Here is a 20,700-nt window from a genome sequence, read left to right as displayed (position 1 = left end):
GTGACTGGCTTTTTTAATTAAAAACTATGTGTTATTGAGACACTTTTACAATTGAACTTTTTACTGATATCACTTTCTGATCTTTAATTTCAAACAAATTAGGCAGTAAATTCAGCACCGCTTTATCGTGTGATATAACAATTAAAATCGCGTGAGGCGCTTCTTTTTTTATGTACTGTAGTAAGACGGTAACATCGGCATTCGATAGGTTAGACATAGCTTCGTCGAGTACAATCAAACTCTTGTTTGTGTCGATACTGGTTAAAATAAGCAATTTACGTTTCTGCCCCGTCGACATAGGAATCTGAGTAATGTCTTTTTGGAAGATGAACTCATAATCGATGTTGGCATGAGGAAACACTAGGCTGCATATCTTTGCGATTTTGTTGACATCAGTAACACCGCGTAAATAGAAATTAGCGTAAATGGTGCCGCGAATAAAGTCGGTAGCCGGTTCAATAAAAACCACTTGTTTTGAGAACACGTTCGGGTCGATATCGACGCCGTTGTAAAAGTTATTATATAAAATGGTGCCACTATATTCGGAATGAGATTGGACAATCGTAGACACTAATGTCGATTTTCCACTGCCAATATTGCCAAAGAATCCGTAAGTATTCCCTTTAGTTAGCTCTAAGTTTACGTTTGACAATAATGGAGATTGCTCTGTGGTGATATCAACGTTTTTTAATGTGATGCTGCTAATTCCATCAACATACAGCCCTTTTGAGACTAATTTAGGCTCTAGATTTTCGAATAAATCATCGACCGCAAGCCTTAGATGATGTCCCGAAATTAGAATGAAAAAGGTTTTAGTGACTAAGTTAATTACACTTGAAGCAGCTCGGCCATTCAAAATAAGAAGTGCGAACAGCACATTAAATACACTGGTATCAAACTTAGAGGTATAAAACAGCACGGTGAATAAGCAAAAGCTCGCCAAGAAAGAACTAACACGGACGAACTCTTCCCAGTTGAAGTTAAAACTCGCAAGGCTGTGGTCCCCTGAAAAGGATTTCTTACACGACTTTTCAAAGTTATCCAGTAGAGCTTGAGTGTTTAAAAAGCGAAGTTGCTTATTATTTCGGTAGTAGGAAATGCGTTCATTTAATAAATCTTGCTGCGCGGCTTCAACTTCTAGGTAGACTTTGTAGTTGCGATAGCGCATAAACGTAGAGGCGGCAATAATAACCACATAGAAAAGCAATAAGCCAAACGTATAACTACCAATAAACAGAAAAAGCAGAGCCATGACTAATAGAAAACTGGTCACATCCATAATTAGACCAGGGAGGTTGTCCCAAATCACTTTACGGTTTGACTCGACCATTCTAACCTTTGTTAGGCTGTCTTTTTGTTTGAACCCCGGCATTAGCGCGAGCAGATAACGCTCGAATTTTAATGAGTTATGTTCAATCTTTCTCAAGTGCACATGTTTTATATAGTATTTCAAACCGTATTCACAACCCCACAAGATCAAGAAGGCAGCGGTAACAAATACCAAGGTGGCAATTTGTGAGTTGTAAATTAGACGAGTATTAAATAAGTTACTGTAAAATGCTGGAATAAGAATAAAGGGTACCGCGACGAGCAGCAATAAGTTGATTTTGGGAAAAAGTTGATAAATGACTTCGACGAATGATTTAGTCTTAAGGACTTTTGGATAGCTTTCAATGAAAACGATCTCTTTACCAATTAAGGTTTCTTCGTCCACTTCTTCATGTTCGTCGCTAACCAACTTAACCCCAATTCGCTGTACGTAGCAGGGCTTTAAGTCCGATATAATGAATGCTTCGGGTAAGTCATTAACCGATTTGACTTCTCTTTTCTCAATCGAATATTCAAACAATGAATCGTTAAAGAAAGGGGTTAATTGAGATACATACTGATCAAGAGTTTCAGCTTCTATATGGCGAAACGCTTTCCAATCGAATTTCGCTTGAGACTGTTTGATCAGTAAAGAAATAATTGATTTCATGCAAACCTCAAAGAGAATACGTCAACTTATATTCTGTGCTAACTGTAGACGTTGCAATCCAACCCACTCGATGAGTGAAATGACTTATATAACCCTGGAGCGGGACACTTAAATACATTGGATAGTTATTTTGCGAACGACAAAGTTTTATCTAGTATTTTATGAGTATAGGATAAGAATTGATAACTTGTGGATTTAATTAGTAATTTTTTGTTAAAAGAATGAAAGTAAAGTGGCAAAGTAAAGGAACAACCGTTTAATTGATACGAATTGGTTGTTCCGAATACGATTTATGGTAAATATCGTGAATGAAAGACTTGTCGGAATGAAAATAAGTTGAATAAATAAACTCAGGAAATTTCTTTAATAGAAATCATCATAGCCGATTCTGGGTCTTGCACTGGCATGGTTAAACCAATCTTAGTTAATACATCACCGCTAACCTTCATTGACGTTTTCATCCACGGTGGCACTTGTTTCATCAGTTGCCAGCTTGCTTCTGGAAAATCAACAAGCTCTAACGAATATTGCTTATTAGGATCTAGGTAATCCAGTCGCAACGGCTCAGGGATAGCATGGTCTGGCATCGTCAACTGGCAGACTGTGATCAGCATTTCATTGGCATTTTTAACTCCATAGACGTTGCGAGTGTTGTCGCAGCAATCCAAATAAAACACCTCGCCAGAATGAAGTAAAGGCCGAAAACGTTTGTGCAGTGCGATATAGCGAGAGAATGCGGCTTTTTCTTTGTCGCTCTCTTTAACAGGGTCGAGCTCAACGCCCATATGTCCGCTGAGTGCGGTGATACCGCGTAAATTGATATTGTGCTGGCGTCGAGTTGTATGGCTGCTCGCGGGGCCTATATGGCTGCCCATTACTTCAGGTGGGAAGAAATAACTCATGCCTTTTTGAATGGTTTGGCGTTCTAGAGCGTCGTTGCAGTCTGAGGTCCAGAATCGGTGAGTGCGCTTAAGGACTTCGAAATCAATACGGCCACCGCCTGATGAACAGGATTCAATTTCAACTTTAGGGTGTTTACGTAGAAGAAGATCAATCAGTCGATAAAAGGCGAGAGTTTGACCACGAGTTGCCGATTGACCTTGATGCGCTGCTTGCACCAATTCTCGGTTCATGTCCCATTTTAAATAACCGATATTGTAGGTCGAAAGAAGATCATCGAGCCGTTCGAACAAATAGTCGAAACAGGCAGGGTTTTGCAGGTTAAGCACAAATTGATTACGACCGCTAGGCTGATCGTAACCTTCAATCCCAAGTACCCAATCGGGGTGTTCACGGAACAAATTGGAGTCGGGATTGACCATTTCCGGTTCAACCCATAAACCAAACTCCATACCGAGTTTATTAACCTGTTCAATAACGGGTTCAAGTCCATTAGGGTATTTGGTTTGATCTAGAAACCAGTCCCCAAGGGCGGCGTGATCGTCGTTGCGACCAACAAACCAGCCGTCGTCGATTATAAAGCGTTCAACACCCATGTGTGCGGCTTGTTGCGCCATATTCTGAATATAATCTGGATCGTGGTCGAAATAGATTCCTTCCCATGTATTTAAATGAACAGGGCGCTTGTTCTGTGTTGGAAAGCGCAATATATGTTCACGAACCGTGCGATGAAACTGCTTGCGAATCCCATTGAGACCATCTTGGCTATAGCAAGCATACAGTGTCGGTGTTGAGTACGATTGACCCTGTTCTAGGGTAATTTCACCGGACGCTAACCATTCACTCATTTGAATAAAACGGCGTCCATCGCTTTTGGTTTCACAGCGCAATTGATGGTTGCCGCTCCAACCTAGGTGAAACCCCCACACTTCGCCAGTTTGTTCAGAAAATCCTTTACAGCCTACCATGGCTCCGGGGAAGTATTCGTGCGAGGTTCTGCCACGGCGATTGGTTTGGTTAAACGCACCGTGATCTAGGGAAACGCGTTGGGTTTGAAATTCTCGGCTCCAACGACCATGAAAACTCATTAATTCGTTGGCACGGTGTGGTAGGGGAAGAGTATTGTGTAGTTGCGCAAGCTGATAGCTTTGTTCGCCATCATTTTTTATGGTTATTTTCTTCGTTAATACACCCGCATCATCGAGTATAAGGTTAATGGTTAAACTAAGCTGCGCAAGCTCATCGTTACATTCAAACCTTGCTGAGTGATCATCATGTTCAACACTCTGGACTGAAAAAATCGGTGCCCAATCGATATTGTTTCCGGTTTTATCGGTGCGAAAACCTTCAATACCGGGAGAGCTATAAAGGCCACGACCAAATTCAGGACAGAGGGTTATAGGAATATCTTTGTCTAAACGAGCTTGAGGAATAGCGCGTTGAGTGAGTTGTTCGATTGTGTGATCAACATGAGCAAGTCTTGCACCCCAATAGAGAACTTGAGGCATTGGGTTAATTAGAATGACGAGACTGGTTTGTGCGTTAGATAGATGAATTATTCCCATATTGATAACCCTAACTTGTAAAACTAAAACGGAAGGACAGATTGTATTTAGAAAGAAACCGCAGCCAATTCGACTGCGGTTTCTTTTCTCCGAAGAAGCGCTTAAGACTTATTTAAACTCTCTTTGGCGTACTTTTTCTAGACGTTTTAAGATCGCATCTAAACGTTCAGGTTTTACCATAAACTCTTGGAAACCTTTCATACCTTCTTTCGCCATAGCGGGAGAAGTATCACGGTCATAAAACTGTGCAGTACCGCTTGCATTACTTAGCATTTCAACGCCTTTATTCAAGAATTCGTTGTCTTTTGCTTCTGCTTTGGTATTGGTTGGAATTTGCAACAACTGTTCGTTGATCAATTGTTGATTCTCGGTACGAGCGACAAATTCCAGGAATTTACGTGCATCTTCTTTATTCTTCGCTTTAGATGGAATATGGATAGTATCCATTGGAGCGTCTTCCGCGACCGCAACGGCTGGGTCAATAATTGGGAACTGGAAGAAGCCCATTTTGCCATCTAATTCTTCAGGGAAGCTAGGTGTAATGAAGTTGCCGATAAGGTACATCGCCGCTTTGCCGTTGTATAGGAACGGTTGCGCTTCCTGCCATGAATAAGACGCATGGTTATCGAGGAAGTAGCCTGGTTCAATTAACTCTTTCCAGTTCTCGAAGGTTTTCTTAACGCGCTCATCAGTGTAAGGGATTTTTCCATCCATTAGATCAATGTGGAAGTCCAAACCGTTGGTACGAAGATTGAGATAATCAAACCAACCAGCTGCGGTCCATAGGTATTTGGTGCCAATGGCAAACGGTGCAATATCTTTTGCTTTAAGGGTTGCTGCCGCTGATTTTAGATCTTCCCACGTTTTAGGTTCGCTAATACCATTTTGCTCAAACAGGTCTTTACGATAATACACGCCCCACTGGTAGTAGGTGTATGGAACGCCGTATTGCTTGTCATCAACCGTCATTGCTGGTGTGGCCGGTTTGTAATCATCGTACATGTTTTGGTCTTGCCAGATGTCACTAACATCTTCGAACAGCCCACGTTCAACAAAGGTTTTCATACGGTTACCAGCATACCAAAAGACCACATCTGGCGGTGACGTCGCAAGCCAGTTACGAATCGTAGTTTTGTAGGCTTCTTTATCGTATAGATTATATTTGATCGTGATATCTGGATTTTCAGCTTCAAAACGTTTAACGACTTCAGCCCATGCCGCTTTTGGCGCTGGATCTGATTGGTCAGAGTTTATCACCAATTCCCCTGCAAATGCTGTTGTTGTTAATGCAGCGCTAAGCATCATGGTTTGCGTGATATGTTTGATGTATTTCATATTAGAAGTCCCTTATTCCGGTTCTTTGATTCACGTTTTTCCGTTAGAGTTTTTATTTTTATTTCAGTTGTTTATAGCGTTATTAAGGTGTAATAAATACACATAGCTATTTTGATTAGGCTGCATGACAATACTCTTTTTTAGGCATTCCAAATACCCGGTATTGTCACACAAAGCCAATTATCCTTTGGTTGCGCCCAAGGTTAATCCGGTAATAAAGTGGCGCTGCATGGTAAAGAACAAGATTACTGGTGGAATCGCGGCGACGATAGCGCCTGCAGACATAAACTGCCACGATGCCAACCATTGACCTTGTAATGCACTTAAGCCAGCGGTTACTGGGCGAACTTCGTCACTCTGTACTAATACCAATGCCCAGAAATAGTCATTCCAGATGAAGGTGAACACGAGTACCGACAATGCCGCTAGAGCAGGGCGGACAAGTGGCAATACGATGTGCCAGAATATTTTCCATTCTCTCACGCCTTCAACTCGTGCCGCTTCAATAAGAGCATCTGGAATCCCGACGATAAAGTTACGCATAAACAAGGTACAGAACCCAGCTTGAAATGCGACGTGAAACAAGATTAACGCCCAATGGGTATCGTATAAACCAAATGCGATGGTGAGGTCGCGTACTGGAATCATTAGTATTTGGAATGGAACAAAGTTACCCGCGATAAAAGCTGCAAAAATCCAAATATTGGCTTTAAATTTGTATTTCGCAAGGGCGAATCCGGCCAAGGTGGAAAGTGCGACGGCACCAGCAACAGCGGGTAATGTAATAAACAAACTATTAATTAAATATTGACCCATAGGTGTCGCAGTAAATATTTGCGAATAGTTTTCAATAAACTGAATATCAGTTGGCCAGCCCCAGTAATTGCCTTTATTGATGTCATCGATTGAACGAATTGAGGTCATCATTACGGCAAGGAGAGGCAATAGCCACATCACAATGGAAATCGGTAATGCAACGCGGTAGCTAATATTGGTGAAGCGACCGGCTTTTTCAATTGGCTGGGGATACATTATTTTTCACTCCTCAACATACGCCACAAGAAGTAAGCGATATAGATATCCATAATTAAGAACAGTACAACGGATACCGCTGCGCCATAGCCCATACGATAGTTAAAAATTGACTCTTCATACATTTGATAAGCAAGAACGGATGAGCTGCCCCACGGGCCACCGGCGGTCATCGTGGCGACTAGATCGAATGAACGTAGTGCGCCAATAATGGTAACAACTATGGCAATAAACGTAGCAGGTCTAAGTTGTGGAATTACAATATACCAAAGCATTCTCAATTTCTTAGCACCGTCCAAACGGGCGGCTTCGAGTTGCTCGGGGTCGAGATTATTCAAGCCAGTAAGATACAAAATCATACAATAGGAAATTTGTGGCCAAAGTCCGGCGGCGATAATTCCGTAAGTAACATAATCTTCATTTGCGAGTATCGCGATTGGTTCAACACCAAACCAACCGAGCGCGATATTGAGTAAACCGAAACTTGGGTCGTAAAACCATGCGAACACAAGACCCACTACCACTTGAGAGATAACAAATGGAAAGAAAAAGAGAGACTTAACAACGCGGATTCCTTTAACTTGTTGATTAAGGAATAGGGCAATCGCGAGACCAATTGGCGGAGCTAACATATAAAATATTAACCAACGGATGTTGTTGCCAAGCGACGTATAAAAAGCTTCGGAATCGAACAACTCGATGTAATTTTCAAATCCAACCCAGGTTTTTTCACCTAATCCATCCCACTGATAAAAGCTCAATGAAATACTGCTGATAATCGGATAAATCACATAGACCGCAAATATAATCATCGCGGGAGTTAAAAACAGCCAAGGCGCTAATTTGATGCCCACCAGCTTTTTATTGCGCGCTGAAGGCATATTGTTTTTTGGGTAGCTAACTGTCACAGAATGCTCCATTTATTGCCGCTTCATCGAATAGGTAATGTTAATTCCTGTCTTTCGACGTGTTTGGTGAGCTGAAAAAGGCGATATAAACCAGTACGTATTAGCACTGGTATGATCCAAATCATAGAGATTGACGAAAAAATTAATACCGAAGAATTCACGTTTTGTAAACGTTTCCACAGATATCGTACAAGTTGGCTTCGGAAGTATGATGACGATCAACAATTTCAATTTGATTTCTCACAACAACGAGCAAAAAGAGTATGTTTTGCTCATCAACGAACATTTACAAACATTCCATTTAGTAGAAGTGGGTAAAGGAGCCTGTAATGGCAGACATTACGTTAAAAAAAGTCATTAAACGTTTTGATAGCGTTCAGACAATCCATGGTATTGATTTACAAATAGATGATGGTGAGTTTGTCGTGTTTGTCGGTCCCTCTGGTTGCGGAAAATCAACCTTGTTACGTTTGATCGCTGGTTTAGAGGAAATCACTGAAGGCGAGATTAATATTGATAATACGCTAGTGAATGATGTTGACCCTGCTGAACGTGGCGTGGCAATGGTGTTTCAATCTTACGCCTTATACCCGCATATGACGGTTGAAGAAAATATGGGCTTCGGTCTAAAAATGAACGGCGTCCCTGCTGATGAAATTGCGGCTAAGGTTGATGCCGCCGCTAAAACATTGCAACTTGACCAGTTACGTAAGCGTAAGCCGAAAGAGTTGTCCGGTGGACAGCGTCAACGGGTAGCGATTGGACGTGCCATAGTTCGTGATCCTAAAGTCTTTCTATTTGATGAACCTCTTTCGAATTTGGATGCAGAGCTCCGTGTCGAGATGCGCTTGCAGATCGCTAAATTGCATCAAAAATTAAAGAATACTATGGTCTACGTGACTCATGATCAAGTTGAAGCGATGACTCTCGCCGATAAAATTGTTGTTTTAAGGGATGGCAGAGTAGAGCAGGTTGGTTCACCTTTGGATCTGTATCACAAGCCAGCAAACCTGTTCGTAGCGGGATTTATTGGGTCGCCTAAAATGAACTTTATACCGACGACGGTAAAATCTTTGACGTCAGACTCCGTTACTTTAAGTGCGGGTGATAATAGTGAGTTCATTGTCTCGTGTTCAAATAAATCATTCTCTGTTGGTGATAAAGTGACGTTTGGAGTTAGACCAGAGCATCTATTGGTTGGCGACGAAGCCCAAATCAAACTTACATTCCAAAGTGATGTGGTAGAGCGTTTAGGCAATAGCACATACATGTTTGGTCAATCTTCAGGAGTTGAAGGGTTTAAAGTTCACCTAGCGGGTGACAAAGAAGTTAAGAGTATGGAAACTTTAACCTTGAGTTGCAATGATTCTGAAGTCTATCTATTCGATGAAAATGGCATCGCTATCGAACGCTAGATATCAAATCAATTAAAATTAATTGACGTTAAAAGCCCGCATTTATGTGGGTTTTTCTATTTCAGTGTTAGAGTGTCGGCAATTTAATCACAATGTGCAGATTCACTCGACCACCCATAACGGAAACAACGATGTCAAATAGCAATAAAGTAAGAATTTTAGCATTTTTAGGTATCTTGTTTGTCGCGTTAAACCTACGTGCTCCATTTACTGCCGTTGCGCCTGTGCTTGGTCAAATTATGGAAGGATTATCGTTAAGTTCTTCAGCGGCGGGGTTTCTTACGGCATTACCGCTGTTGTCATTTGCTATTTTCTCTCCGATGTCTGCGTCTCTTTCTCGTCGTATCGGATTATACCCTTCACTTACCATTGCCTTGGTCTTGATTGGACTTGGCATCACACTGCGCTCATTAGGTTTTCAGTCATTTTTATACCTTGGAACGGTCATGCTTGGTGCGGGAATCGCCGTGGGTAACGTACTGCTTCCTGTGGTCGTCAAGGTTAATTTTCCGACCAAAATTGCCGTTATAACGTCACTTTATATTTTCGCTATGGGCGTAAGTTCAACATTAAGCTCGAGTTTAATGGTACCGATTTCTGGGATAGAGTTGTATGGATTCACGGGATGGCAATTAGCGCTGTTTTTAAATCTACTTTTTCCTATTATCGCCTTGATGATATGGATTCCGCAAAAGATGAGTGGTGCCTCTTCATCAGATACAACAACGTCAGATTCTAGCGGGTTGATGTTTAAAATGCTGAAATGTCCTGTCGCTTGGCATCTTACTCTAGGTGTAGGATTAAACTCTTTTATCTTTTACTCTTTTGCCGGTTGGTTACCCAAGATTTTACATGACTTTGGTTATGATGAAATAACATCAGGCTATATCTACGGCTTCCTTCAGTTTTCAACCATGGTTCCTGGGCTATTACTGGTGCCGATTTTGTCTCGTGTTCGTAGTCAACGACAACTTGTTTCACTAACCGCAATCTTAAGTGTTTTGGGAGCAGTTGGGATGATATTGTTACCACAGTTTGCCATTCTATGGGTTGGGGTATTTGGTCTAGCGAATTGTTCTACTTTTATCATCGGAATATCGTTTATTGGTTTAAGAACAGAAACACCCCTTCAAGCTGCGGCTTTATCAGGCATGTCGCAAAGTATCGGCTATGGTTTAGCGGCAACAGGCCCATCAATTATTGGTTATTTGCATGGTGCTACGGACTCATGGACAGCCTCGTTGGTAATGATCACCGTTGTTGCTTCTATCTGTGGTGTATTCATTAATCTGGCCGCGAGAGATCGTATGGTGTTAACGCGTGGTCGATACAACCAGAACCTTGATTAATTGCTCTGATCATAGAGTAGGGTGTTCAGCAATCTTCTATATATCAAAAACTAATTTCTGCTGATCGAATATTTTTTACATCATAATGTGTTGCATATATAAGTATTCCAACTTGAAGTCATTTAATCTAGCGCCACAGTACTCAATCCTTCCCCAGTATTCGATTCTGGCGGCGAACGTGTTTTAAGCATTGACTTGATATACGTAAATGTAAGTTTATATAAGAATATTCATTATGATTACAGATTATCTTTTCTATTTAACTGCTATACCGGCTGTATTAATTTATGGAATCAGTAAAGGTGGGTTTGGTGGCGCACTAGGCGTTATTGCGGTGCCTTTGATGGCCTTTACGACGTCACCAGTGCAAGCTGCTTCTGTGTTGTTGCCAATTCTATGTGTAATGGATGCATTTGCTATTCGTTATCACTATAAAAATTGTGATTTTAGTGAAATCAAAATGATGATACCGCCGGCGATTGTGGGAATCATTGTGGCATCATTTATTATGGGGTTTGTCTCCGATCAAGCTGTTGAACTTGTTGTCGGTACTATCTCACTGTTGTTTTGCGCACAGTACTATCTAAAAGGGGCGACATTTAAAACTTACAAATACTCAGGACAGTTTTGGAGTGCATTATCTGGATTGTCGAGTGCCATGATTCATGCTGGTGGTGGTCCAATAAGTATGTATTTGCTGCCGAAAAAGCTCGATAAAATGGTGATGGTCGGTACGATGGCAGTGTTTTTCGGTTTAATGAATTTGATTAAACTGATTCCTTACACCTACCTAGGTAATTTTGATCATCAAAACTTAATGACGTCTTTAGTTTTGATTCCATTGGCTCCCATTGGCGTTAAAATCGGGACGATGTTACTTAAAGTGATCAGCCAAGAGCGAGTTTATCAAGTTTGCTATTTTTTCTTGCTGATTTCCGGTGGGAAGTTGTTTTATACAGGCCTGACGGGTTAGTCCTATTTCATCCCATTGAACCTGACAGCCAGTGACGATGTAGAATCTCTCTGGCTGCATGATTATTCTTACTAAACGTGCATCAATAAATAACGTCTTAAACAACAAATCCTTTATCGAACAACAGCTTGCCCATTTTCTAATAACCAATCAATTAGCTGTTGCGTATTATTCAAATCTAATATCTTTAGTGACTGCGGTACGTCATAATCGGCAATGTTAATTGTGTCATCGATGGCAATAGCATCTGAGCAAGAAAAATAACTAATATCAATCTCATTTCTAAAGATCGCGATTCGCGGTAAAGGCAAGGTTTTCAAGCCTTCGACAATCAAAATATCAAACTCGGCTAACATCTCGATAATATTCTCAATTTCTCTAGGTCGCTGTGATAAATAGGTTGTTCGAGTTGGCGATGTCACAACAATTTCAGCGCCGGTTTGACTAAATTTCCAGCTATCTTTACCTTCTTTGTCGAACTGAGCCTTATCACTTGGGTCGTGTTTGACAATGGCTAAGCGATAATCTTTGGTCAGTTGTTCAGCGATGCGTAATATTGTGGTGGTTTTACCGCTGCCAGATGGGCCGGTAAAAGCAATCGAGATCGGATTCATGAAACTATCCTTTTTTGCTTGAGAATAGGAGATGAGAAACTTGAGTAACGCAAAACTAAGGTTACTCAATGTGAATAATTTAGCCTCGCTAGAGTAACGAGTAATACTGATAAAGCAAGTGTGGATTATTCGTTATATGAGATGCCTAATTTTTTAATTCGGCTGCGTAAAGTATGTGGATTAATATTGAGCAATTGTGCTGCGCCATCTGGTCCTTGTATCTTTCCATTTGCCACTGCTAACGCCCGTTTTATATGTTCACGATTAATTTCTTCGAGAGTTAACATAGCGGTATTTGGATTGATATTAACCGCTGGTGTAAAGTCAACCACGTCTGAATGTCGATTTAGATTGAAAATTATTGGCCTACCGTGTGCCGCAATCACTGAGCGTTCGATAACATTGGTGAGTTCGCGAATATTTCCTGGCCAAGAATGACTTTGCAACTTTTCGATTTCACCAATCGCAACTTCTGAGGGCGGAAGATTAAACTTCTTGCGGCATTGCTGGATAAAATAATTGGCAAACAATGGAATATCTTCGAGGCGTTCACGCAGAGGTGGGATCTTAATTGGGAACAAGCACAAACGATAGTATAAATCTGGACGAAACTCATTGCTCGCAACCATATCTTCTAGTGAGCGGTTTGTTGCGGCAATAACACGAATATCAAGCTTAAGTGTTTTCTTTCCACCGACTCTCTCTATCTCACCATTTTGCAGTACTCGAAGTAGGCGAACCTGAGCTGCTTTCGATAATTCACCGACTTCGTCGAGAAATATTGTTCCTTTGTTCGCTCGTTCAAAGCGGCCAATCTTTTGTTCCGAAGCGCCGGTAAATGCACCTTTTTCATGACCAAATAGCTCACTGTCAACGAGCGATTCTGGTATAGCTCCGCAATTCACTCTGATATAAGGCTGGGATTTTCGAGATGAATTGTGTTGGATCATATTGGCAATCACATCTTTACCTACGCCCGTTTCACCAAGAATGAGTACAGGAGCATCAGTATTAGAAACTTCATCGACCTTTTGAATAGTACGCTTTAAACCACTATTGCTACCAATAACGTCGTAATGATTAATCTGGTTATATTTTGATTTCAGTTGTTCATGTTCATCAAGTAGCTTGGAGTGCATATCTTTAATCGCGATATGCTTTAAGCTGTTAGAAACCGCGATACCGAACGGGGAATCGAGAGTCGAGAACAGTTGTGCATGCTCTGGCTTAAACTGTCCTCTACCTTTCGCTAAAAGAACGAGGTCACAGATTCTCTCGTCACCAATTTTAACTCGAGAAATCAAGTGAGAGTAGTGCTCATCACCGTAGATAGTCGCCATATGATCTTCGACTAATGAACTGATGGGATCATCGACAAAGTCATTGATGATTTTGACACCCAAACCATATTCCCAGCGCGTGATATGACGCATTTCTTGTTCGACAGGAATGATAATACTGCATAGGTGCCCATGGTGTTTATCGGCTGTGGCTAATATCCGTAGGGAACATAAATTCTCGTCCCATAAATGGACAGACAACACATCTGCAGGGATAACATCACGCAAGAAATTAATACAATTTTTCAAGCTTTCTTCAATGTTTAAACTTCCAGTTAATGCCTCAACGGCCTGGCGATAAAATAGGTTATTATCCATTCGTTTCCATGCTAAATACTGTGCTGTTTTGAAGCCGAAATTATACCTGTTTAGTTATGATATATCATAGTGATATATCACAGAGTAGGAAATATCATAGGATATAAAAAGTGACTAAAGGCTCTGAATTGATGTGGATCATGATTAGTTTAATATTCTGTATGACATTGATCATGGATTTCTAACTAATTAATTTTTAAAGGTTTGGCTCGTTTATTGCTCTTAATAGATCAGAAAAAATAAAGAGTAGTAACTGGGAGCATAATTTTGAAAATGGCCAATATAGCTTCAGAGAAGCAATTGAAGGTAACTCTGCTCGGTTTAGCCCAAGCAGTAAAGTTATTGTGTAAGACGGATAGAAAATTCAAAGCGCTTGTCGCTAAAGAAAATCTTACCGCTTGTATCTGTGTTCGTACCTCAAAAACAGGACGTATTTTTAAGATTACTGATGGGAAAATGTCTTCCAAATCAGGTAAAGATCTTGATGCTGATGTTGTAATGATGTTTAACACTGCAGCAGATGCAATGAAAATGATGGTGCCATGGCGCGACTATCAAGATGTTATCGATATGGCGAAACTGTTCAAAGTTGAAGCCATTGGTGATGAGAAACTGATTGTCCAGTTCACCGATATTCTAGGTGCAATTGTCGACAATCAAGCTAAATATGGTACACCAATGCCTGACGGTACGATGCGTTTTGTCAGCAATACCAATGGTGGTCCAGTCTTCGTGTATGTTAAAGACGACAAAATTATTCGTATAACTCCGATCGATTTGGCTGATGACGATCCAGAACCATGGACTATCAAAGCACGCGGTAGAGAGTTTACTCCAACGAAAAAGGTAACCGTTAGCCCACATACACAAGCGATCAAATCTACTATCTACTCAAAAGACCGAATTCTTTACCCTATGAAGCGTGTCGATTTTGATCCAGATGGTGAACGTAATCCACAAAACCGTGGTATTTCTGGCTATGAACGTATTAGTTGGGATGAAGCAACGGATCTTGTCGCGAAAGAAATTGGACGTGTTAAAACTGAACATGGTCCAGGCGCAATAATGAATGGTACGGGTTCGCACCACTTATGGGGTAACTTGGGTTATTGGTTATCTTGTCGTATGCGTTTCTTTAACATCATTGGTACCTCTTATGTTGCCCATAACCCAGATAGTTGGGAAGGCTTCTACTGGGGTGCAATGCACCACTGGGGAAACTCGATTCGTCTAGGTTCACCAGATACCTATTCAACCGTTGAAGATGCACTAAAACACGCAGAGATGATCGTGTTCTGGTCGAGTGATCCAGAATCTACTTCTGGTGTATACGGTGCGATGGAAGGTACACAGCGTCGTCTATGGGCGAAGCAGTTGGGTATTGAATTTGTTCACATTGACCCATTCTATAACCACACAGCAGCATTGCTTGGTGGTAAATGGTTTGGTACTAACCCGGGTACAAGTAACGCAATGGCATTAGCAATTGCTTACGTTTGGATGCAAGAAGGGTTATACGACAAAGACTTCGTTGAAGATAAGACCGAAGGATTTGCAGAATGGAAAGAGTACGTTATCGGTAACGAAGACGGCATTCCAAAAACACCTGAATGGCAAGAAGAAGAGACAGGTATCCCAGCACGTGATGTGCGTGCATTAGCCCGTAAATGGGGTAATAAGAAAGTGTATCTTGCAGCGGGTGGTGTTCAAGGCTTTGGTTCTGCATGTCGCAGTGCAACCGGTGCTGAGTGGGCACGTTCAATGGTTTGTCTAATGGCGATGCAAGGAATTGGTAAGCCTGGTGTCAACATGGGTAACCTACAACAAGGTACGCCAGTTGATACTCGCTTCTACTTCCCTGGATACTCAGAAGGTGGTTTATCTGGTGACTTTGAAGGTACAGGTGTTGGTGTAAACATGTACCAACGTATGCCACAAGTTATGACGATGAACCCGGTCAAACAGAAAGTGCCTCGTTTACGTATCCCTGAAGCGGTTATGGAAGGTAAAGCAGAAGGTTACTTAACGGATACCAAGCACATTGAGGGACAGTTCTGTGATTTCAAATATCCAGCACCTGGTCACTCGCAAATTAAGATGTACTACAAATATGGTGGCTCTCACTTTGGTACCATGAATGACACCAACCGTTTCGCGAATATGTATCGCAGTGACAAGTTGGAAGTTGTGGTAAACCAATCAATTTGGCTGGAAGGTGAAGCGAAGTTTGCGGATATTATCCTACCAGCGTGTACCAACTTTGAACGTTGGGATATCGGTGAGTTCGCAAGTAGTGGCGGTTATATCCACCATAACTATAACCAATGTAACCACCGTGTTATTACGCTTCAACACAAGTGTATTGAACCTCTGGGCGAGTCGAAATCGGATTACGAAATCTTCCGTATGATTGCGACTAAGTTAGGTGTTGGTGCGTACTTCTCTGAAGGTTCGTCTGAACTTGAATGGGTAAGAAGGCTGTATAACGGTACCGATCTACCTGAGAAAATTTCTTGGACGAAATTCCTTAAGAAAGGATATTACATCGTTCCGCCACCGAAAGAGGAAGATCGCGATCCAGTTTCTTGGAATTGGTATTACGAAGGCAGAAAGAAAGATGTGCCTGAAATGAACCCATTACCAGCAGAATACAGTGATTCATTCAGAAGTGGGTTGCAGACCCAAAGTGGCAAGATTGAATTTGTGTGTAACAGCTTGAAACGCTTTGCTCCTGATGATCCTGAGCGTCCAGTAATGACTAAGTACATCCCATCTTGGGAAGGTCCACATTCTGGTGAGCTATATGAGAAATACCCACTACAGATGATCACACCACACAGCCGTTATAGTTTCCACACAATGGCTGACGGTAAAGATTCACATATCAATGATATCGTTGATCACCGCGTAGAAATCGATGGTTACTACTACTGGGTTATCCGTATTAATGGTGCCGATGCTGAAGCTCGTGGTATCAAACATCATCAGATTGTTGAAGTATTCAATGATCGTGGTTCTGTTCTTTGTGCGGCGGATATTACTGGTCGTGTGCCTGCAGGTACCGTTCACTCATATGAATCGTCAGCGCTTTATGAACCAATTGGTATACCTGGAAAATCTCCAGATAAAGGTGGCTCTATGAACACATTGACACCAAGCAGACCAATTATCAAAAAATCACACTCCACAGCGTGTAACTCATGTCTGGTTAATATTAGAGTTTGGGAGGGAGAGTAATCATGGAAAATCAACAAGTTATCGCTAAGTGGAATCTGGTTATTGATGTAGAGAAATGTGAAAACTGCAATAACTGTTTTCTAGCAGATAAAGATGAGTACTGTGGTAATACTTTCCCTGGTTACTCAGAGTCTCAACCTCGTCATGGACATCGCTGGATTAATATCCTAAAACGCGAACGTGGTACTGGATCTTTAGTCGATATGGCTTACGTCCCAACGATGTGTGGTCAATGTACTGACGCTCCATGTGTTCAATCATGTAAAGATGGTGAAATCTACCAGCGTGAGGACGGCATTGTTATTATTGACCCAGTCAAAGCTAAGGGTCAAAAACGTCTAGTTAAATCATGTCCACATGGTCATATCTGGTGGAATGAAGAGTTAGAATTACCGCAAAAATGGTTCTTCGACGCACATTTACTAGATGCAGGTTGGAAACAACCTCGTTGTGTTCAGTCATGTGGTACAGGCGCGATGCAATCGATGAAAATCTCTGATGAAGAGATGAAAGCGAAAGCGGCGAAAGATGGCCTTGACGTGTTGGGTGAAGAACATGAAACTCAACCACGAGTTTGGTATAAGAACTTATATCGCTACACTAAAGAGCACGTTGCTGGTTCAGTGGTAATGACTATCGACGGTATCGAAGAGTGTGCTGAAGCTGCTCAGGTTGTGCTGTCTAAAGGTGACGAAGTTATCCAAGAATTAACAACGGATTTCTTTGGTGACTTTAAATTTGATGCACTAGATGCAAATTCAGGTGAATACACGATAACTGCAACGAAAGATGCATTGTCAGGTAGCGTATCATTTGAATTAAAAGAGAGCGTTAACTTAGGTGTCATTGCACTGGCTTAGTGTCTAACGCTTAAGTACTAAGTCTCTATAACTTAAGATAAGACCCATAACTTCATAGTATAAGGAGTTATGGGTCTTTTTATTACCTGCACTTTTATCTTGTAATAATCTTTAATTGCCTCGATCGTCGCTAGTTTTCTTTGCAAACTTCTTCAAATTAACTCTTCTAATTGCCTTCCGACGACTTTATTTGATAATTGTATGACTTTTAGTTTATTACTGGAGAATCAGAGACTAACCATCCTATTAAAAGAAAATCATTCCTATTTAGCTCATTATGCTTAAAAATTGTTAGGTAGATCACATTGCATATGCTATATTTATTGATATAAATCAATAAATGAAAATCTTTGGAGTGGTTATGGTCATTGTTAATATTATTATGCTATTGCTAGCGGTTGTTGTTTGTTGCATATGTGTTGCTATAAATCTTTATTCAAATTCTCGCCGAGAAAGAGAAACTCAATTTCATGAGTTATGGTTTGTTACTGCTAAAAATAATTCAGCAGCCTCTCGAAATGCCGCAACTCAATTTGATTTCGAAGCTTAGTATCATCGTCTAATCGACTATTTATTTGATAGCGAAAGGGCGACGACGATCTCAATACCATCATACACTTTCAGAAAATCCCACAGATATTGGAAGTATCGCCAAGTGACGAATCGTGTTCTCTGGGTCTAAAGATACGAGATACATCCACACGATCCCATCTTCATTGCGGTAAATCGAATTAATGCCGACACAAGCCTGTTTCTGTTGCTAAAGCGAAATTGCGTTCCTGAAAGACTTAGAGTCATCAGCATAACCGTAGTTGGCGCAACGAGAGCGTCAAATAGCACATTAAACGCAAAAAAGAAGCCGAGCGGTTGAGTAGGCAGCTTAGGTTCCACACCAACACTATTTGATGTTTAGCATTTTAGAGGTTGAGAAAAAATGAATGTTATCCGAGTTGGATGAGTAGGTTGTGTGGAAGTGCGTGAATCAGAAGAAATTAAGTTAATTACTGAGTATAAAAAATAAGAAACCCCTGTAAGCGTACACTTACAGGGGATGTCGTTATCAGCTTAACGATTCACGAGTAGAAGCAAGCTTTTCTTTTTCTTCAAGTGCAATACGCTCTGGGTCATAGGTTTTCTTAATCGATAAGAACATGAAGCAACAAACCGCTGCAATAGGAATGAAGGTCATGAAAGATAACGTGTACGATCCGGTAATATCATTCATCACTGCTAGGTAAGTCATACCTGCACTCATACATATCATCTGGAAGCCATATAACCATCGGTTAACGTTAACAAACTCATCACGACCAAATACATATGCGATCAGTGATGGCATTAAGTTAGGCATACCACCGACGCCGAGAGAGATACAGAACAAGGCTAGGTAGATCAAGTACATGCTGTCCGGTCCACCAAACGCAAATCCAGCGGATCCAATGACATAAGCAAGAGAGAAGACAGCATTGGTTTTAGGAGTACCAATTTTATCGTCTAACCACCCCCAGAAATAACTGAGTGGCATACCTGCGATGGCCATAATTGACATTAGAGTAAGAGCGGTTTCTAACTGCATACCAGAACTTGTTAGAATAGGAATAACTTGACTCATAATTCCAGCCATCATCATCCCGCCGATAAGACCCCACGGAATGGTGACATACCAAAACTCCTTACACACTAATAGGCGTTTAAGTGTCCACTGTGTAATTTGATTATTTTCTTTGTGGCGTATCGCTTCTACTTCGGCTTTTTCTTCAGCCGTAAATGGGATTCCATCTGGATCAAACCCATGGTCTTCTGGTTTTTCTTTCATCGCCCAGATACCGAGAATACCCCAAAATGCAATGATGGCGCCGAGACCTGTATAAAAAGTTACAAAGCCCACTTCCATAAAAATGGGCAAGCCAATTGGGGTGAATGTTGCCGTACTTAATGGTGCAGAAATGGTTACAATACCAAAGATAACACCCTTATAGCGCATGAACCAATTCGCAATTAGACCACCTTGTATGAACATGAGTACAGGAGTGATGATGGTGAGGATAGTTTGGATTATCATGATCCCCATCCAAGAGTCCACTCGTCCCATCATCGTCACGGAAAGACCTGCGATTACAATTGAAGGTACCCCAATCTTTTTGAAACCCATCTTCATGATGAGCGCACCGGTAACAACCCCCGCAACAACACCAAGTAAACGAACCGCTGAAATGCCACCCATAATCTCACCAGGGGCCATCCCAAACTTTTCTACGAGCGCAGGCATTAGTATGTTCATACTGTCTGGACCTGCGATAGTTAATTGCAAGTACATTGTGACAAATACATAGATGATCACACCGAGTGCCTTAGCTTTAAAGCCTTTTTGCAGCACCTTTTCCATGTTTCCTCTCTTATAAGTTAAATTGTAGTGATTTAAATTAGATTAGTTGAACAAAATGTTTAATATGTAAATAGGTAATTATATTACAATCAATAAATAAAACTTTTTAATATATTATTAACCATACTCTTTTCAGGTATTAATTAAAGTATTAAAAAATCACTCTAGATATTTAATAACAATATTGATCGAGATCTGGTTCACAGAGTAAATAATAATAAGAGTCACATCACGGTTATATTGATACATTTTCTAATTATGAGAATGCATTTCCCATTTATGGTGGTGCCTTTTGTATTAAGGCTTTTCGGCTATATGGAAATAAGATTTATTTGTATTAACATGCGGTTTTTGTTTATTGATTTAAAACAAATAAATGACATATATTTTTGAAATAAGTTGTATTGAAATGAAGTTTTAAAAGATGGGTATAGTGTGATAATACAATGTTAATATATTCAAATAAGGAATATTAATTAATTTCTAATTC

At 40.9% G+C, this 20,700-nt stretch carries 15 protein-coding genes; 6 read left to right on the top strand and 9 right to left on the bottom strand.

Features of this window, described 5'->3' with window-relative positions; genetic code table 11:
* Window positions 1-31: 31 nt before the first annotated feature.
* The 5 genes from ACWU4D_RS03275 to ACWU4D_RS03255 all read right to left on the bottom strand — a co-directional run bounded on the left by ACWU4D_RS03275 (window position 32) and on the right by ACWU4D_RS03255 (window position 7,730).
* On the bottom strand, window positions 32-1,978 hold the full coding sequence (locus ACWU4D_RS03275) for an ATP-binding cassette domain-containing protein (protein ID WP_456049945.1): 1,947 nt from the start codon (window positions 1,976-1,978) through the stop codon (window positions 32-34).
* A 350-nt stretch (window positions 1,979-2,328) separates the two neighbouring features.
* Window positions 2,329-4,443, bottom strand: a complete 2,115-nt coding sequence (locus tag ACWU4D_RS03270; protein ID WP_456049944.1) for an alpha-galactosidase — start codon at window positions 4,441-4,443, stop codon at window positions 2,329-2,331.
* A gap of 108 nt (window positions 4,444-4,551) precedes the next feature.
* Window positions 4,552-5,778, bottom strand: a complete 1,227-nt coding sequence (locus ACWU4D_RS03265) for an ABC transporter substrate-binding protein (protein ID WP_456049943.1) — start codon at window positions 5,776-5,778, stop codon at window positions 4,552-4,554.
* A 180-nt stretch (window positions 5,779-5,958) separates the two neighbouring features.
* The gene (locus tag ACWU4D_RS03260) at window positions 5,959-6,810 is read right to left on the bottom strand and encodes a carbohydrate ABC transporter permease (RefSeq protein ID WP_456049942.1); all 852 of its coding nucleotides are present in this window, start codon (window positions 6,808-6,810) and stop codon (window positions 5,959-5,961) included.
* Window positions 6,810-7,730: a carbohydrate ABC transporter permease gene (locus ACWU4D_RS03255; protein WP_456049941.1), complete on the bottom strand. Its 921-nt coding sequence runs from the start codon at window positions 7,728-7,730 to the stop codon at window positions 6,810-6,812. Before ACWU4D_RS03255 ends, ACWU4D_RS03260 begins: the two co-directional genes overlap by 1 nt.
* A gap of 317 nt (window positions 7,731-8,047) precedes the next feature.
* On the opposite strand from ACWU4D_RS03255, the gene ACWU4D_RS03250 reads away from it, so the two are divergent.
* The 3 genes from ACWU4D_RS03250 to ACWU4D_RS03240 all read left to right on the top strand — a co-directional run bounded on the left by ACWU4D_RS03250 (window position 8,048) and on the right by ACWU4D_RS03240 (window position 11,455).
* Window positions 8,048-9,133, top strand: a complete 1,086-nt coding sequence (locus ACWU4D_RS03250) for an ABC transporter ATP-binding protein (RefSeq protein ID WP_456049940.1) — start codon at window positions 8,048-8,050, stop codon at window positions 9,131-9,133.
* A 131-nt stretch (window positions 9,134-9,264) separates the two neighbouring features.
* The gene (locus tag ACWU4D_RS03245) at window positions 9,265-10,482 is read left to right on the top strand and encodes an MFS transporter (protein WP_456049939.1); all 1,218 of its coding nucleotides are present in this window, start codon (window positions 9,265-9,267) and stop codon (window positions 10,480-10,482) included.
* Between the two features lie 235 nt (window positions 10,483-10,717).
* On the top strand, window positions 10,718-11,455 hold the full coding sequence (locus tag ACWU4D_RS03240; protein ID WP_456049938.1) for a sulfite exporter TauE/SafE family protein: 738 nt from the start codon (window positions 10,718-10,720) through the stop codon (window positions 11,453-11,455).
* A gap of 113 nt (window positions 11,456-11,568) precedes the next feature.
* Here the strand turns inward: ACWU4D_RS03240 and mobB are convergent, their stop codons facing one another.
* Both mobB and ACWU4D_RS03230 read right to left on the bottom strand, forming a co-directional pair.
* Window positions 11,569-12,069 carry a molybdopterin-guanine dinucleotide biosynthesis protein B gene (gene mobB / locus ACWU4D_RS03235; RefSeq protein WP_456049937.1) on the bottom strand — a complete coding sequence of 167 codons (501 nt, stop codon included), beginning with the start codon at window positions 12,067-12,069 and terminating at the stop codon, window positions 11,569-11,571.
* 125 nt (window positions 12,070-12,194) lie between these two features.
* Complete coding sequence (locus ACWU4D_RS03230; protein WP_456049936.1) at window positions 12,195-13,727, bottom strand: sigma-54 interaction domain-containing protein; 1,533 nt, start codon at window positions 13,725-13,727, stop codon at window positions 12,195-12,197.
* 273 nt (window positions 13,728-14,000) lie between these two features.
* On the opposite strand from ACWU4D_RS03230, the gene ACWU4D_RS03225 reads away from it, so the two are divergent.
* The 3 genes from ACWU4D_RS03225 (at window position 14,001) to ACWU4D_RS03215 (ending at window position 18,374) form a co-directional block, all read left to right on the top strand.
* A complete protein-coding gene (locus ACWU4D_RS03225; protein ID WP_456049935.1) occupies window positions 14,001-16,964 on the top strand; it encodes a molybdopterin-dependent oxidoreductase in 2,964 nt (987 codons plus the stop codon).
* A 2-nt stretch (window positions 16,965-16,966) separates the two neighbouring features.
* On the top strand, window positions 16,967-17,824 hold the full coding sequence (locus ACWU4D_RS03220) for a 4Fe-4S dicluster domain-containing protein (RefSeq protein ID WP_456049934.1): 858 nt from the start codon (window positions 16,967-16,969) through the stop codon (window positions 17,822-17,824).
* A 361-nt stretch (window positions 17,825-18,185) separates the two neighbouring features.
* The gene (locus ACWU4D_RS03215) at window positions 18,186-18,374 is read left to right on the top strand and encodes a hypothetical protein (RefSeq protein WP_456049933.1); all 189 of its coding nucleotides are present in this window, start codon (window positions 18,186-18,188) and stop codon (window positions 18,372-18,374) included.
* 128 nt (window positions 18,375-18,502) lie between these two features.
* Here ACWU4D_RS03215 and ACWU4D_RS03210 read toward each other — a convergent pair whose 3' ends face one another.
* Together ACWU4D_RS03210 and ACWU4D_RS03205 are read right to left on the bottom strand one after the other, a co-directional pair.
* Entirely contained in the window at window positions 18,503-18,715 is a 213-nt protein-coding gene (locus ACWU4D_RS03210) for a hypothetical protein (protein ID WP_456049932.1), read from the bottom strand.
* Between the two features lie 169 nt (window positions 18,716-18,884).
* Complete coding sequence (locus ACWU4D_RS03205) at window positions 18,885-20,210, bottom strand: MFS transporter (protein ID WP_456049931.1); 1,326 nt, start codon at window positions 20,208-20,210, stop codon at window positions 18,885-18,887.
* Between the last annotated feature and the right edge of the window lie 490 nt (window positions 20,211-20,700).

The organism is Vibrio phycocola (assembly GCF_053850235.1).
This window is presented reverse-complemented; position numbering and strand designations above follow the sequence as displayed.

Coding starts and splice junctions, on each gene's coding strand:
- ACWU4D_RS03205 (WP_456049931.1), bottom strand. CDS start 20,210: ATGGAAAAGGTGCTGCAAAAAGGCTTTAAAGCTAAGGCACTCGGTGTG.
- ACWU4D_RS03240 (WP_456049938.1), top strand. CDS start 10,718: ATGATTACAGATTATCTTTTCTATTTAACTGCTATACCGGCTGTATTA.
- ACWU4D_RS03265 (WP_456049943.1), bottom strand. CDS start 5,778: ATGAAATACATCAAACATATCACGCAAACCATGATGCTTAGCGCTGCA.
- ACWU4D_RS03270 (WP_456049944.1), bottom strand. CDS start 4,443: ATGGGAATAATTCATCTATCTAACGCACAAACCAGTCTCGTCATTCTA.
- ACWU4D_RS03225 (WP_456049935.1), top strand. CDS start 14,001: ATGGCCAATATAGCTTCAGAGAAGCAATTGAAGGTAACTCTGCTCGGT.
- ACWU4D_RS03230 (WP_456049936.1), bottom strand. CDS start 13,727: ATGGATAATAACCTATTTTATCGCCAGGCCGTTGAGGCATTAACTGGA.
- ACWU4D_RS03245 (WP_456049939.1), top strand. CDS start 9,265: ATGTCAAATAGCAATAAAGTAAGAATTTTAGCATTTTTAGGTATCTTG.
- ACWU4D_RS03255 (WP_456049941.1), bottom strand. CDS start 7,730: ATGGAGCATTCTGTGACAGTTAGCTACCCAAAAAACAATATGCCTTCA.
- ACWU4D_RS03220 (WP_456049934.1), top strand. CDS start 16,967: ATGGAAAATCAACAAGTTATCGCTAAGTGGAATCTGGTTATTGATGTA.
- ACWU4D_RS03260 (WP_456049942.1), bottom strand. CDS start 6,810: ATGTATCCCCAGCCAATTGAAAAAGCCGGTCGCTTCACCAATATTAGC.
- ACWU4D_RS03275 (WP_456049945.1), bottom strand. CDS start 1,978: ATGAAATCAATTATTTCTTTACTGATCAAACAGTCTCAAGCGAAATTC.
- ACWU4D_RS03215 (WP_456049933.1), top strand. CDS start 18,186: ATGGTCATTGTTAATATTATTATGCTATTGCTAGCGGTTGTTGTTTGT.
- mobB (WP_456049937.1), bottom strand. CDS start 12,069: ATGAATCCGATCTCGATTGCTTTTACCGGCCCATCTGGCAGCGGTAAA.
- ACWU4D_RS03250 (WP_456049940.1), top strand. CDS start 8,048: ATGGCAGACATTACGTTAAAAAAAGTCATTAAACGTTTTGATAGCGTT.